This window comes from Methylophilus sp. Leaf416, assembly GCF_001424665.1.
Classification (GTDB): Bacteria; Pseudomonadota; Gammaproteobacteria; order Burkholderiales; family Methylophilaceae; genus Methylophilus.
Genome location: NZ_LMQS01000003.1, coordinates 367,164 through 381,910, shown reverse-complemented (window position 1 = coordinate 381,910; position 14,747 = coordinate 367,164). Strand labels below are relative to the sequence as shown.

Genomic DNA, 14,747 nt, shown 5'->3' with positions numbered 1-14,747 from the left:
GCGATGTCAGAAGGCGTCAAGGAAGAGAACCAGCTTTACGATGAAATCAACATTACGCCCATGCTCGACCTGGCTTATGTTTTGCTGGTGATTTTTATCATCATGACCACCGCGTCAGTACAGGGCGTCAAAGTTGACATGCCACATACCGTGAACTCTGCTGCATTGGCAAAGCCGCAAATGCGTGCCATTACCGTGACCAGTGACGGCAGCGTTTACCTCGATGCTTTTCCGGTAGATATGGCGCAACTGGAACAGCGTCTGGCCGAATATAAAGGCAGCAACCCCGAGTTGCCGGTAGTGCTGAAAGGTGATGCGGCTGCACATTATGAAAAGGTGTCTGAAGTGCTGGAGATCTGCAAGCGGCTGGATATTACTGAAGTTGGCCTAGTGACTAAGAAGGTTGTGGAGTAAGCATGCAAGTCCAAAACGACGCACAACCCTACGACACCATCAACATTACGCCCATGCTGGACTTGGCCTATGTGCTGCTTGTGATTTTTATCCTGATGACGACAGCTGGGGTGCAGGGCCTGACCATGAATCTGCCCAAACCATCCAACAAGCCAAGCACCGAAAAACACGATATGAAGATCGTGCAGGTGCAGCAGGGCGGCACGCTGACCATTAACGGGGTAGGTGTCAGCATGGCGGAGCTGGAAACACAGCTGAACCAGGCCAAAGCGATGGACCCCAAGGTCAACATCATGATCAAGGGCCAGGCACAGGCACCTTATGCCGGCGTGATTTCAGTGATTGACCTGGTCAATCGTCTCGAAATTGAAAATGTCGGCCTGGTCACGGGCAAGATCGGGACCTGATTTATGGATCTGCAAGATTTAAACGTCACGTCTGACCAGGTGCAGGTGTCAACTGCGCGTGTCTGGATCACCCGCATGGCAATCGCCTTGCTGATCCTGGCAATTCTGACGGGCATCGGTTATGGCATCAAGAAATTGCTGGGTGGTGGTCCAGCCCATAAAAAGCAGATCACCACTGTGAAACTGCTGCCGGATACTCCGCCTCCGCCACCACCGCCACCTCCAAAAGAGCCGCCAAAGGAAACGCCAAAAGAGCAGCCCAAGGAAGCACCTAAAGAACCAGAGCCGAAACCCGCTGAGACACCTCCGGCCGAGACTTTAAAAATGGAAGGCGCGGCCGGTGATGGGCCAAGCCCGTTTCAGTCTGGCGCTGTCAATAACGAATACAAAGGTGGCGCGGTAGCGACGATAGGGTCTGATGGAGGTGTCAAATTCCGCTGGTATGCCGGGCTGGTTAAATCACAGATTGAACGTGCCATCGAGCGCGACAAAAAACTGACCCAGGGCCAATACAAAATTGTGGTTAGCGTCTGGTTGAAACCTAACGGCCAATTTGAAAGATTGTCTGTCGACCAGTCTGATACCACGCCAGAAATCGAACAAGGGATACGTGAAGCCCTGAATGATTTACCGGCCATGCAGGACAGCCCGCCTGAAAATATGCCGATGCCTATCCGCTTGCGGATATCGGCAAAAAAAATGGGCTAATTCATGAATACACATTACAAATGTGCCAAACCAAAACACTGTGAGTGAGGATATGCAGACTCTCAATACCCCCTTAAAAAGAACGACCGTTGCCGTTTGGCTGTTTACCCACTTGCTGGCGACAGGGAGTGCGCATGCGGGCGAACGCGAGTCGCTTGAGCAACTGCGTGCTACGACGACTAACCTGATTGAATTGCTGGTGCAGGAAGGCGTGTTATCCAAGCAGAAAGCGGATGCCTTGCTGCAAAAAGCGGCTGCCGATCCCAAACAGGCTACTCAGCAGGCTGAAGTGAGTGATGATGTCAAAAATGAAGTCAACAAGGCCATGGATGAAAAGACCGTGCGTGTGCAATATATTCCGCAGCACGTGAAACAAGCCATGCGTGAGGAAATCGAGCATGACGTGATGGAAAAACTGAACTACAAGACGGGTGAACGCCTGGGTGTGCCTGAGTGGATAGACCGTATCAGCTTCCATGGCGATATCCGTTTGCGGGGTCAGGCGGATGAGTTTGAAGAAGATAACACTGATATCTTCCGTCTCAATGATGTTAACCGGAACATGAATGTGTTGAACTCCACCGACGAGCGTCGTCGTGCCCGTATCCGTGCGCGCCTGGCTGCGGATATGCAGATCAACGACTGGCTGAGCGGCGGCCTGCAGTTCGTCACCGGACAGCAGACCACACCGGTTACTCCCAACCAGACTGAAGGCATCGCCCAAGGCAAATACATGTTCACGCTAGATCGAGCCTTCCTGCATGCCAAGCTGAATGACTGGGCTAGCGTGACAGGCGGCCGTTTTGCTAACCCTTTTATGTATACCGACCTGTTATGGGATCCTGACCTGGCATTTGATGGAGTTGTCGCGCATGTCACCCCAAAATTCAACGAGCGCTGGTCAGCATTCGGTACAGTGGGCGCATTCCCTATTGAAGAAATAGAGTCATCTGTCATTAATAAAGCCAGGGATAAGTGGTTGTATTCCGCCCAGGCTGGTATCCAGTGGACGGCACCTAACAAGTCTTCAGTCAAACTGGGTGCTGCCTACCATGACTTCAAGAACGTTGAAGGTCAGCTGAATACACTGGGCTTGCGTGACTATGATGATACCGCCCCGCAGTGGCGGCAGCGTGGTAACAACACCTTCGATATTAATGCCAATAACCTGGGTGCAACTGATCCTACCATCATTGGCCTTGCTTCCAAGTTCGAACTGGTCAACCTGATGGCACAGGTCGACCTGATGAACTTTGATCCGGTGCATGTCACCTTTACTGGCGATTATGTGAAGAACATCGGTTTTGACAAGGACGAGATCCTGCAACGTACCGGCAATGAGTACAAAGAAGAAAATGAAGGTTATAACTTCAGGATCGATGTGGGCAACACCAGTTTTCTCGGCCCTTATGTACAGAACGTGAACAAACACGAATGGCAGGTATCGTTAGGCTATAAACGCCTGGAGGCCGATGCAGTCATGGATGGCTTCACCGATTCCAACTTCAGGCTGGGCGGTACAAATGCCAAGGGCTGGTATGTGTATGCTAACTATGCCATAGACAAGAATGCCTGGATCGGCGCACGTTATATGAGTGCAGATACTATCAGCAGCCCCACCTCATTGCTGAACCCCGCTAACGACCCGTGGAAATACTCGGTGGATGTGTTGCTGATTGACTTGAATGCACGCTTCTAGGAGGTAATATGAAATCCACCTTATTGTTAATCACCGCTGTCTTTCTCGCGATTATGCAAACTCCGGCCTGTGCGGCCGAAAAACAGGACAAAGCGGCCAAGCGTGCCAACATTCTGATGCAGAAAATGAAGCAGGATATGGAAGCCGAGAAGAGCGCCTTGCAAACGCAGTTCGAGCAGGAAAAGAAAAGTATGTCAGATGCCCTGAATCAGGCACAGAGTGCTCAGCGTTCGCATTCCGTACAGTTGCAAGGGCAAACCCGGCGCAACCAGCAATTGCAGTCTGAGGCACAGAAGCTGACACAGGAAAAAACTGTGCTTTCCGCTCAATTACAGCAGTTGCAGTCGCAACTCGCTGAACAAACGCAACGCCTTGAGAGCATCGAACAACAACTTAAGCTGGCCAAATCTGACCTGGACGTGAATGATCAGCAGCGCAAGAAACTGCTTGCCAATGTCAGCACTGCTCACCAGCAATTAGTCTCATGTGAAGAAAAAAACAGCCGACTGTATGCCTATGGCAATGACCTGATTGGATTGTATGCCGATGCCAGCACTTACCAGAAAATCATGCGTGCTGAACCTTTCTTCCAACTGAAGCGGGTTGAGCTGGAAAATATCCTGCAGGATAAACGGGCGCAACTGATTGAAAATAAAGTTGATACAATAGCGACGCCCTGATCCTGTTTCCAGGTCGGCGTCCTGTTATTTTAAGTATTGGCTAAAGTATGTTTCCCCGACTGCTTTCATTTTTTACGCTGCATGAGCGTGCCCGCATTTATCCGTTTATCGGTTTTATCCTGTTGCTCGCCTGCGAACCTTTGCTTGCCTTAGGCCTCACGTGGCTAGGGCTGGGTACGCAACCAACCTACCTGTTACGCACGCTGGCAGCTGTCGCCTTGCTTCTTTATTACCATCGCCATTATGTTGAGTTTTCGCTGACGCCAACTTTCCAGCAGGTTGTCATCGCCATCCTGAGTGGACTGCTGGTGTTTGTCATCTGGATATTGCCTTATCCAGAGTGGATGGGCGGCTACAGTGCTGGTGATGGTAAAGCCATGCCCATGCACAATGGAATCGATATATTCTGGCTGGTTTGCCGCTGGACTGGCTCTGCGCTGGTTGTGCCCATCATAGAGGAATTGTTCTGGCGCTCGTATTTGATGCGCAGGCTGGAACATAGCGAGTTTATGTCTGTCTCACCAGCCCATGTGGGTACTTATGCAGTGGTGGTAAGTAGCGTATTATTTGCAATTGAACATCAGCTCTGGTTAGCAGGGCTGTTGGCAGGACTGGTATATGCCTGGTTATACCGTCGATTCCAGGTGCTCTGGATACCTGTATTGGCCCATATGATTACCAATGCCGTGCTTGGCGCATGGGTGGTGTTTGGCGGGCACTGGCAATACTGGTAAAAAGAGTGTGTTAACATGCATTGTGAATAATTGAGCATACTTAGATGAAATGAAGATGCTCAGGTGTAGGCGGGGAGAGCCCGGTACGCCAGCAATATAAACACAATAAATACGAATTTATTTTAAAGGGTGATAATGAAAAAAATCGCATTGATCGTACCGGCTTTGATGCTGGTGATGGCAGGATGCAGCAAGCACGAAGAAGCAGGCAAGGGATCTACGCAGGTGGTTGCCAAGGTGAATGGAAATGAAATCACGGTGCATCAGCTAAACTTTGCGCTGTCTAAAGCCGGTAAGATCGACCAGGCGCAACTTAAACCAGCTTCAGAAAAAGTCTTGCAGCAAATGGTAGACATAGAGTTGCTCAAACAAAAAGCAATTGATGCGAAACTTGATCGCGACCCGAATGTGCTACAAGTGCTTGAGGCTACCAAACAGCAGATACTGGCGCAAGCCTATATGCAAAAAGTGTCTGCCAAACAGGCCGCACCTTCAAGTGACGATATCAAAAAGTTTTACGATACCCATCCTGAGCTGTTCAGTGAGCGTAATGTCTATGTAATTCAGGAATTTGTCGTTAAAGACGGCAATCAGCATTCCAGCGAGATTGAAGCCGGTATCAGTGCTGCAAAAACTGCTGACGACCTCGGTAAATGGCTGAAAGACAATAACTATGTATTTAATGCCAATGCCAGCAGAAAAGCAGCTGAACAGTTACCACTTGATTTGCTGAAAAAACTTAATACGCTTAAAACCGGCGATACACTGATTGTCAAAGGACCTGATGCGCTGGTGCTTTTGTTCCTCGCCAAAGTCGACAGACAGCCTGTAGATGTTGAAAAAGCCAAACCGGTCATCCAGCAATACTTGGTGAATTCCGGCCAGCAAACACTGATTAAAAATGAAGTGGCCGCACTGCGCAAAGAAGCCAAAGTGGAATTCTATGGTGATTTCTCAAAACTGACATTGAATAACAGTGAAGCTGCTGTGCCTGGAGCGACTGCCCCAACTGCTGCGAAACCTGAGTTGCCAGTGGCTTCTCCAGCTGCTGAGCCAGCAACCGAGCCTACACACAACAAGGCGATTGAAAAAGGGTTGTCTGGTTTGTAACTGATAGTACTTGATGCCTAAAGCCCTGGTTATGCCAGGGCTTTTTCTTTGTGAGGGCGCTTGGTTAAGATAGGTGCTTAACAAACTAGAGTTATAAACCAGAATTACTGGCTTTCCCAGTGTGAAAATGACCGTATGCATATTGCGGAAGTTTTACTGTGCATCAAGATATTTGTTGCCACAGTAATTCATAGCAAAAGCTAGTGCTGATGCTTCCTGCGCCAGGTGAGCCAGCCTGCCAGGAATAACACTGCCGGCAGGCCAAACTGGAAACCGTTAAACAGGATCATTAACCAGGTTTGTTGAGACGGTAGCAAAATGATGCTATCGCGCAACGGTGCTACAGGCAGGGTGATGCTGGGTTGGTTATTCACGACCCATTGCAAGCTCTGCATGGTAAATGCGAGATTGCCACCTCTTTGCTGCTGCGCATTGCTAAAAAATCCCGCGCTGCCTATCACCATAATTCTTTGCAGCTCGCCTGAGGGGCGCGTTTTTTCCAGGGCCAGGGCAATGGTTGCTGGGCCCTGGCTATCTGTTTCCGAGTTAAAAGCAGGTAACTTTTTGGGCTGTTCAGGATGATAGGTCTTGCTCGTCCAACCACGTTCTGCCGCCGCAACCAGTGGCAAGGTACGCCATGAGTCTTCTGGCTGACGATAGCGCACGATGGCATGTGCCTGGTCAAAAAATGTGCGCAGGGCAAACTCCTGTGTTGGCCCTTGCCCGGAATAGCGTTGCGTACTTAAGGCATGCAAGGGGATATCGAACTGCCTGTTGGCGGGATCTATCACCATGCCTTCACTGATATTAAGTGCCAGGCTTTCTGCTAAAGAGGCCAGGCCCTGTGTGGATGGATTATCTACCAGCCAAATCAGGCTGCCGCCTTTACTGATATGGGATTGAATAGCTTTGACCTGAACCGGTGTGTAGGGATGTGTCGCGCCAGCGAGCACCAGTGTCGGCAGTTTTTTTATAGGAAAATTTTTTGTTGCCAGATTTGTTTCTAACGTTGAATCGTGTTCAAAACCAGTGCTGCTGATTACCTGCAATCCGGCAGCACGCATCGCCTCTGCCAGATGACTGGCACCATTGGCTGCTTCATTATCCAATGCCGTTTCGCCAAACCCGGTGGAGAATAACAATGGCGCACGCTCGCCATGTTGTAGTTGCAACAGCACATTGGTAAAAGCTTCTTCGGTGTATGGCAGGTACATGCGCTTTAGTTGCCCGCGATAGCGGATGATCATTTCGCCTTCTTTTTTGACCTGATGCTCGCGCGCCAATCTCGGCGAAATGGAAGGGTCAATAAACTGCAGATGCATAGCATGGTGAACATGCTGGTAGCGTTGTACCAGCGCCAGAATCGATTTCCTGAAATAGCGGCCTTTGTAAGGGCTATTGCTGCAAAAAGCACTGATTTCTATCGTTCCTGGCAATGCTTGCAACACCTCGATACTTTCTTTGGAAAGCGTGTTGCGGCGATTGTTGGTGTGATCGGTAATGATATTAAAATGCCAGGCCAATATGCCCAGCGCCAGGGTTAGCAGTAGTAATCCCGGCACCACAAGACGATGCTGCCATGCCTGCGTCAGGGATTGCCTGGTTTTGGATAGTCTGGATGAATTAGCCATACAGTCGATCAGCATCTAAACGACGGATAGATAACAGCACAAAAAACGTCGAGAACAGTACAAAAAATAACACGTCGAAACTATTCAACATGCCTAGCGCAAACTGGCGGTAATGCTGCATCAGTGAAAAGTCGTGAAACAGCACCTGGTTATTATCTGCAAAAAACTTGTCCAGCAACAGGCAGATGGTGAGCGCCGACAGGCTACCAAATGCCGCCAGAATCGGGTTGGCGGTCAGGCAGGAGACATACAGGCCAAGCGCACTGCTGGCGACCACTAACAGCCATAACCCGAGCGCGTGCGTGAGCAGATATGGGATATCTATTTCAGCCCATGGCAACATCATGGCAATCATTAGCACCATCGTCACAATCAGCAGGCTCAGATAACTGACGATGCCCAGCAACTTGCCCAGAATCAACTCGCTCATTGATAATGGCGAGCTAATCAGCAAAGCCATGGTTTGGTTTTTGCGCTCTTCACTGATCAATTTCATGCTCACCAGCGGTACGACAAATAGCATCAATATCGCCGCCACGCCAAATACACCTTCTGCCATAAATTGCGTGATGCCAATCCGTTGCACCTGCCATTGTGCGCTCTGCATGATTTCAAAATACTGGTTAAAACTCAGGCTGTAATAAGTGCCGACAATGGCCTGGAAAATAGCCAGCACCAGCCAGCCCATCGGGGTGGCGAATAGACTGCGCAGTTCTTTGCGGGCAATGACCAGAATCATATTGGATATCCAGAAGACGGCGCTACAGGCCTTTGATAATGCCGAAGCGTACCGCGATATGCACCACCTGGCCGGTGGTTTCCACCCCGAGCTTTTGCCGGACATTGGTTTGAATATTGGCCACGGTTTTGTAACCGATATGCATACCCTTGGCGATGGCAGCCAGGGCTTCTCCCTGTGCAATGCGCCTGAACACTTCAAATTCGCGCGGCGACAATCTTTGAATCGGATTTTCCGGGCTCTCCAGGTGATACATGGATAAGCTTTGTGCTAGGTCGTTATTGATGTAACGTCCGCCTTTCAGTATTTTTTGCACAGCTTCCAATACGATTTCCGGTGGCTCTGTTTTAGTCACATAGCCGCGTGCACCGGCCTGGATGGCGCGGGTCGCATAGATGCAATCATCATGCATGCTGAACACCAGCACCCGCATTTGCGGTTTGCGGTGCAATATACGTTTCAGTGTCTCCAGCCCACCTATGCCTGGCATATCCAGATCGAGAATTAATAGCTCGGGATGATGCTTTTCTACCAGAACGCAGGCTTCTTCACCATTCAGCGCATCGGTGGTCACGTCGTGATTAGCCTGCTCAAGCAAGGTACGCAGACCTTGTCTCAGCATGGCATGATCATCAGCAATCATTACTTTTGCCATACGCGCTTATTTCTTGTTGGCAAAGGTAATGTTGACGCACTTGTCATTGGCGAATGTCAGTTCGGCGGTATTGAAGTACTTATTGGGTGCGTACTGGATTTTGCCGCGGTAATACCACATTTCGACATTTTCACCATTGCCTGAAATCGCCTGGCCTTTTTCCTGCAAAATCTGGTCTGCATTGTGCGGCTTGATAGCTGTTTCTTTTTTGACCGGTTTGCCCAAATTTTCTTCTACATACTGGCGTGACCTGCCACTGTAAGCATCAAGAAAAGGGCGCTCTTCGGTTTTTAATTCTTTGGCAGAGACCATCAAAGGCAAAGCCAGCGCAATCAAAGCTAACCATTTAGGATGTGGCATATTCATTTACTCCTGAGTCAGACGGTAAAGTGGCGGGCCGGGACGATGACTGTCTTTGCCCTTGTAACGGAATCAATCCGGTGATCAGCGTGCCGGCATCCAGGCCGCTCATCAGTTTGAAGCTGCCTTGCTGTGACTCAATGCGTTCGCGCATACCAACCAGGCCGACCCCTTCGGTAGATTGCGTGGTATCCATGCCTTTGCCGTTGTCACGAATTTCGATCTGCAGCATAGGCACTTCTTGCCGCTTGATTACCTGAATGTCTATCCATATTTCGCTGGCATGTGCATGACGCGTGATATTGGTCAACGCCTCTTGCACGACACGGAAGGCAACAATATTAATATCTTCGCTCAACACATGCTCGCTGGTGTCCAGTTGCACATGGCATTCCACCTGCGTATTGAGTTTTTTCCAGTCATTAATCAGGCGCTCAACTGCACCGATCAAGCCAAGTGAATCCAGTGCCGGTGGCCGCAGATGCTTGATCAGCACGCGAATGGATTGCTGCACATGCTGGGTATTCGAAGCGATCCTGACGGCAATCACATTGGCTTGCGCCGGGGTACTTTTTTGCAGAGCCAGCGCATCCATGCGTATCGCAGTCAGATACTGGCCGGTTTCATCATGGATTTCACTGGCGATGTATTTGCGTTCCTGTTCCTGTACCTGCATGGCATGGCGCGCCAGGATACGGTTTTCATTCAGGGTGCGTTCCAGATCCAGTTCTACCAGGCATTGCTCAGTCATATCGACCAGGTAACCGTGGATTGCAGCACTATTTTTTTCGCTGGTATTTCCCTCTGCCGGGACATATACAAACCGCGCACCGACATAGCAGGGCAGGCCATCAGGACGCTGGATCTGCAGTTTGCTGAAATTGATTTCCTGATGCTGCTGTAATTGGATGACAAATTCTGCCCAGTCAAAGGCAAACAGGCGGCGGGCATTGCTGTCTGTGTCGAGCAAACGGCAGATACGGTCAAACGCGCGATTATGCATGCCGATATTGCCATTTAAATCCAGCACGACATTGCCGGTTAAATCACCGTCGAATAATGTTTTATACAGCAACTGGCTGTTACTTAATTGCAACTCGGTTTGCTTGCGGCGCTGGATTTCTGCATTAATTTCGCGCATGCGCCGCTGACCAAACCACACACTCAACAGCACAAATACAAATAAAGTCAGCGGGATTTCATCCAGTTGAGCGTATTCATAGGTAAGTAACCACGCATTGATGCGCTCGGCCAAATCAAACTGTGAGGAGAGAAAGAACGTCAGTATCACGCCCGCGATCACGATGAGCGTGTCCTGGCCTGGGCGGCCTAATGTAAACCTGCCCAATGTTGGTGTGGCGATTTTTTGTTTGCCGAATTTATGAGTGACATCAACCACAGGGATAGACCGGTTATAAGAATGCATAACTAAAGGACCAAAGACTTAAAAACTGCGCTGAGAGCATCTTGCTCCCGACTTGCGCAACTATAGACCACATCCATCGCCAGCACCCCGTGAAAAATTCCCGTTAATAGCCAGTCTTCACGAATGAATTCTTGAAGCCATCATAGGGAATCTTTCATCTATTGCCTTTGTTGCAAATTATTAACAATTTCGGTCGTGAACTGCGGCATTCGGGGGGATGCCCGTGACACCACGTAAAACGCATTCTTGAGAGATTAGGAGAAAGTATGAAAGTAAAATCATCTGGCGCCATTATTGGTGCTTTGGTCGGAGGCTTGTTCGCCAGCTTTTCCGGCCTGGCCATGGCAGATGCAGACCTGGACAAGGTGGTGAATACCCCGGGTGCATGGCCGATTGCAACGGGTGGCTATTATAGCCAGCACAACAGCCCACTCGCGCAAATCAACAAATCCAACGTTAAAAACGTAAAAGCGGCGTGGTCATTCTCCACCGGTGTACTGAATGGTCACGAAGGTGCGCCATTGGTCATTGGTGACATGATGTACATCCACTCTGCGTTTCCTAACAATACATACGCATTGAATTTAAGCGACCCGGGCAAAATCGTCTGGCAGCATAAACCCAAGCAAGATGCTTCAACCAAAGCAGTGATGTGCTGTGACGTGGTTGACCGCGGCCTGGCATATGGCGCTGGTCAAATCGTGAAGAAACAGGCCAATGGCCGCTTGCTGGCGCTGGATGCTAAAACCGGTAAAACCAACTGGGAAGTGGAAGTATGTGATCCAAAAGTGGGTTCCACACTGACACAGGCACCATTCGTCGCTAAAGACACGGTACTGATCGGTTGTTCAGGGGCTGAGCTGGGTGTACGTGGCGCTGTGAATGCCTTTGACCTGAAAACAGGTGAGTTGAAATGGCGTGCATTTGCGACCGGTTCTGATGACTCTGTGCGTCTGGCAAAAGACTTCAACAAAGACAATCCACACTACGGTCAATTCGGCCTGGGTACAAAAACTTGGGAAGGCGATGCCTGGAAAATTGGTGGCGGTACAAACTGGGGCTGGTATGCCTATGATCCTAAATTGAACCTGTTCTACTACGGTTCAGGCAACCCGGCACCATGGAACGAAACCATGCGTCCTGGCGACAACAAGTGGACCATGACGATCTGGGGCCGTGACCTGGACACCGGTATGGCTAAATGGGGCTACCAGAAAACACCTCATGACGAGTGGGATTTTGCTGGTGTGAACCAGATGGTGCTGACTGACCAGCCGGTCAACGGCAAAGTGACTCCGCTGCTGAGCCACATCGACCGTAACGGTATTCTGTACACATTGAACCGCGAGAACGGCAGCCTGATCGTTGCTGAAAAAGTGGATCCGGCCGTGAACGTGTTCAAGAAAGTGGACCTGAAAACCGGTACACCAGTCCGTGATCCTGAGTTTGCCACCCGTATGGACCATAAAGGTACCAATATTTGTCCATCAGCGATGGGCTTCCACAACCAGGGTGTTGATTCTTACGATCCTGAAAGCCGTACCTTGTACGCAGGCCTGAACCACATTTGTATGGATTGGGAGCCGTTCATGCTGCCATACCGTGCAGGTCAGTTCTTCGTGGGCGCAACCCTGGCGATGTACCCAGGACCTAACGGCCCGACCAAGAAAGAAATGGGCCAGATCCGCGCATTTGACCTGACGACTGGTAAAGCTAAATGGACCAAGTGGGAGAAATTCGCGGCCTGGGGCGGTACTTTGTACACCAAAGGCGGCTTGGTCTGGTACGCAACACTGGACGGTTACCTGAAGGCTTTGGATAACAAAGACGGTAAAGAACTGTGGAACTTCAAGATGCCATCCGGTGGTATCGGTTCTCCTATGACTTACTCCTACAAAGGCAAACAGTACGTTGGCAGCATGTATGGTGTTGGCGGCTGGCCAGGTGTTGGTCTGGTATTTGACCTGACTGACCCTAGTGCCGGTTTGGGTGCGGTTGGTGCGTTCAAAGAACTGCAAAACCACACACAAATGGGCGGTGGCCTGATGGTGTTCAGTCTGTAATCAGACAGTGAACCTGTTGATGTAGTGTACAGGATGGCCGTCAGACGCAAGGATGGCCGGTCATCCTGTTCTCTAAGTACGGAGAAGAGAGCAAATGTTTCCTGAAGTTGAAAAAAATCGTCGTACCTGGTTGAGCATTTGCCTATCAGTCACACTAAGCGTGTTTGCATTCCCAGCACATGCTGCCAGCGCACTGAATATCTGTGCCGGCAAATCCGAATTACCTTTTTCCAATGACCAGAAGCAAGGCTTTGAAAACAAGATTGCGGCGGTGATTGGCAAATCATTGAATGTCCCGGTTAATTATTTCTGGTGGACCAATCCGCTGACGCTGCAGAAAGACATGGAGGAGGGCAAATGCGATGTATTGATTGGTACCGACCCGAGTGACCCACGTGTATTGACCACTAAACCTTATTACAGCTCCGGGTATGTGTTTATCACCCGCAAAGACCGTGAGATCGATATCACTTCCTGGGACCACCCCTATTTAAAGGAAAAGAATTTCCGTATCGGTGTCATGCCGGATAGCCCTGGCAAAAACATGTTGCTGCAAATCAACCGTTTTGACGATATGTTTGATTACTTCACCGAAATCCAGAATTTCCAGTCCACGCGTAACCGTTACGTGCACGTCGAGCCATCGCGGCTGGTGAATGATGTTTCAAATATGCACCTGCATATGGCGATGTTGTGGGCGCCTGAAGCCGCACGCTACGTGCGCGCCTCTGAAGTGCCATTGAATATGGTGATGGTGGAAGACACTGCCAAAAAGACCAATGGCGAAAAAATTCCCATGCATTACAACGTCGCCATGGGCGTCAGCAAACAGCATCCTGAACTGGTAGAAACCCTCAACCGTGTCATTGACACCCAGGGCGCTGAAATTACCGCCATCCTCAAGGATGAAGGTATTCCGTTACTCAATATTAATTAATCACGTTTTTGGAGTTTGAATTGAAAGAATCTCAACAATCCCCGTCGCAAAGTTCTCAATCATGGCGCGTGAAGCAACAACTGGCGATGACGTTTGGTGTATCGGGACTGGTGATGGCGGCTTTCCTTACCGTTGCTTGCGCCAAAGATGAATCACCTGCCAAGGCGGACAGTGCTGCCAGTAAACCTGCTGCCAAAGTGGTGTTGAAAGATGGCCCGGCACAGGAGTTTCGCGGCACGCTTTCTGGCGATGTGCTGGATCTTTCGCCAATGGAGGGGGAAACCTTTACGCCTGAAGCGAAACACTTTATGGCCACCGGCGATAACCCCTACCGCGGCGATGCGGAAGCAGTGAAAAAAGGCTATACGATTTTCTCCACCGCCTGTTCCGGCTGCCATGGTCATCTGGCCGAAGGCAAGCTGGGCCCGGCGCTGGCGGATGATTACTGGACTTATCCTAAAAACGAAACCGATAAGGGCATTTTTGAAACTATTTATGGTGGCGCTGCCGGCATGATGGGCCCGCAGCAAGGCCGGATGACGGTAGATGAAATTCTGCTGGTGATTGCCTGGATCCGCCACCAGGCCGAAGAAAACGTCAAAAACGGTGGCGCAGCGCCACACGGTTGATCCGATTATCGGATTGTTAGGCTGGTGGGCAATCCGTTAATAGAAAACAATACACCAGCTAATTTGTGATGAAGGAGAAAGTGATGAAACACGTATTAGCATTACTGGCAGTTGCCAGTGTGTTTTCAGTGTCCAATCAGGCTCTGGCTTATGACGGTCAAAACTGTAAAGAGCCAGGAAACTGCTGGGAAGCCAAACCTGGCTATCCGGAAAAAATTGCGGGTTCGAAATATGACCCGAAACATGATCCGGTTGAACTCAACAAGCAAGAGCAGTCGATTAAAGCGATGGATGAACGTAACGCAAAACGACTTGCAAATGCAAAATCCAGCGGTAATTTCGTGTTTGACGTGAAGTAATCTGAAGTCTCCCCCCAAAAAGGAAGTACTGGATAGTTGAGCGAACGTGTAAAGGGCAAAACGCAGCACGCAGAAACCGAAGTGTACTTATCGCAGTTTAGATATAAGTACATGAGGGTTTTGAGTACCGCGCAACGCTGCAATTTGCATCTGTAGCCAATTATTCAGTGTTTCCCCAGACAACTTGCGTTATGTC

General features: G+C 49.9%; 16 protein-coding genes. 11 read left to right on the top strand and 5 right to left on the bottom strand.

Annotation, left to right across the window (positions count from 1 at the left end; translation table 11 throughout):
• Window positions 1-3: 3 nt before the first annotated feature.
• The 7 genes from ASG34_RS09675 (at window position 4) to ASG34_RS09645 (ending at window position 5,752) form a co-directional block, all read left to right on the top strand.
• Window positions 4-414 carry an ExbD/TolR family protein gene (locus ASG34_RS09675; protein ID WP_055829947.1) on the top strand — a complete coding sequence of 137 codons (411 nt, stop codon included), beginning with the start codon at window positions 4-6 and terminating at the stop codon, window positions 412-414.
• A gap of 2 nt (window positions 415-416) precedes the next feature.
• Window positions 417-821 carry an ExbD/TolR family protein gene (locus tag ASG34_RS09670; protein WP_055829945.1) on the top strand — a complete coding sequence of 135 codons (405 nt, stop codon included), beginning with the start codon at window positions 417-419 and terminating at the stop codon, window positions 819-821.
• Between the two features lie 3 nt (window positions 822-824).
• Window positions 825-1,529 carry a TonB C-terminal domain-containing protein gene (locus ASG34_RS09665; protein WP_055829942.1) on the top strand — a complete coding sequence of 235 codons (705 nt, stop codon included), beginning with the start codon at window positions 825-827 and terminating at the stop codon, window positions 1,527-1,529.
• 52 nt (window positions 1,530-1,581) lie between these two features.
• Window positions 1,582-3,228, top strand: coding sequence for a putative porin (locus ASG34_RS09660; protein WP_055830042.1), 1,647 nt, complete (start codon window positions 1,582-1,584; stop codon window positions 3,226-3,228).
• 8 nt (window positions 3,229-3,236) lie between these two features.
• Window positions 3,237-3,908 (top strand): hypothetical protein, encoded by a 672-nt coding sequence (locus ASG34_RS09655; RefSeq protein WP_055829941.1) that lies wholly within the window; start codon window positions 3,237-3,239, stop codon window positions 3,906-3,908.
• A 47-nt stretch (window positions 3,909-3,955) separates the two neighbouring features.
• Window positions 3,956-4,642, top strand: coding sequence for a CAAX prenyl protease-related protein (locus ASG34_RS09650; protein ID WP_055829939.1), 687 nt, complete (start codon window positions 3,956-3,958; stop codon window positions 4,640-4,642).
• 135 nt (window positions 4,643-4,777) lie between these two features.
• The gene (locus tag ASG34_RS09645) at window positions 4,778-5,752 is read left to right on the top strand and encodes an EpsD family peptidyl-prolyl cis-trans isomerase (protein ID WP_055829937.1); all 975 of its coding nucleotides are present in this window, start codon (window positions 4,778-4,780) and stop codon (window positions 5,750-5,752) included.
• A gap of 200 nt (window positions 5,753-5,952) precedes the next feature.
• Here ASG34_RS09645 and ASG34_RS09640 read toward each other — a convergent pair whose 3' ends face one another.
• From ASG34_RS09640 to ASG34_RS09620, 5 genes are read right to left on the bottom strand one after another with little or no spacing between them, the layout of a single operon-like run.
• Complete coding sequence (locus ASG34_RS09640) at window positions 5,953-7,383, bottom strand: DUF4350 domain-containing protein (protein ID WP_235559756.1); 1,431 nt, start codon at window positions 7,381-7,383, stop codon at window positions 5,953-5,955.
• Window positions 7,376-8,122 (bottom strand): ABC transporter permease, encoded by a 747-nt coding sequence (locus ASG34_RS09635; RefSeq protein WP_055829932.1) that lies wholly within the window; start codon window positions 8,120-8,122, stop codon window positions 7,376-7,378. The genes ASG34_RS09640 and ASG34_RS09635 overlap by 8 nt, the downstream gene beginning before the upstream one ends.
• A gap of 22 nt (window positions 8,123-8,144) precedes the next feature.
• Window positions 8,145-8,777, bottom strand: a complete 633-nt coding sequence (locus ASG34_RS09630) for a response regulator transcription factor (protein ID WP_055829931.1) — start codon at window positions 8,775-8,777, stop codon at window positions 8,145-8,147.
• A 6-nt stretch (window positions 8,778-8,783) separates the two neighbouring features.
• Entirely contained in the window at window positions 8,784-9,143 is a 360-nt protein-coding gene (locus ASG34_RS09625; protein WP_229006865.1) for a hypothetical protein, read from the bottom strand.
• Entirely contained in the window at window positions 9,124-10,563 is a 1,440-nt protein-coding gene (locus ASG34_RS09620) for a sensor histidine kinase (RefSeq protein WP_082504861.1), read from the bottom strand. Before ASG34_RS09620 ends, ASG34_RS09625 begins: the two co-directional genes overlap by 20 nt.
• 266 nt (window positions 10,564-10,829) lie before the next feature.
• Here ASG34_RS09620 and ASG34_RS09615 point away from each other — a divergent pair, with 266 nt between their 5' ends.
• The 4 genes from ASG34_RS09615 (at window position 10,830) to ASG34_RS09600 (ending at window position 14,551) form a co-directional block, all read left to right on the top strand.
• Window positions 10,830-12,626, top strand: coding sequence for a methanol/ethanol family PQQ-dependent dehydrogenase (locus ASG34_RS09615; protein ID WP_055829926.1), 1,797 nt, complete (start codon window positions 10,830-10,832; stop codon window positions 12,624-12,626).
• Between the two features lie 94 nt (window positions 12,627-12,720).
• Window positions 12,721-13,563 (top strand): methanol oxidation system protein MoxJ, encoded by an 843-nt coding sequence (gene moxJ / locus ASG34_RS09610; RefSeq protein ID WP_055829924.1) that lies wholly within the window; start codon window positions 12,721-12,723, stop codon window positions 13,561-13,563.
• Window positions 13,564-13,583: 20 nt separating this feature from the next.
• The gene (gene moxG, locus ASG34_RS09605; protein ID WP_229006867.1) at window positions 13,584-14,192 is read left to right on the top strand and encodes a cytochrome c(L), periplasmic; all 609 of its coding nucleotides are present in this window, start codon (window positions 13,584-13,586) and stop codon (window positions 14,190-14,192) included.
• Between the two features lie 83 nt (window positions 14,193-14,275).
• Window positions 14,276-14,551, top strand: coding sequence for a methanol dehydrogenase [cytochrome c] subunit (locus ASG34_RS09600; RefSeq protein WP_055829919.1), 276 nt, complete (start codon window positions 14,276-14,278; stop codon window positions 14,549-14,551).
• Window positions 14,552-14,747: the final 196 nt, after the last annotated feature.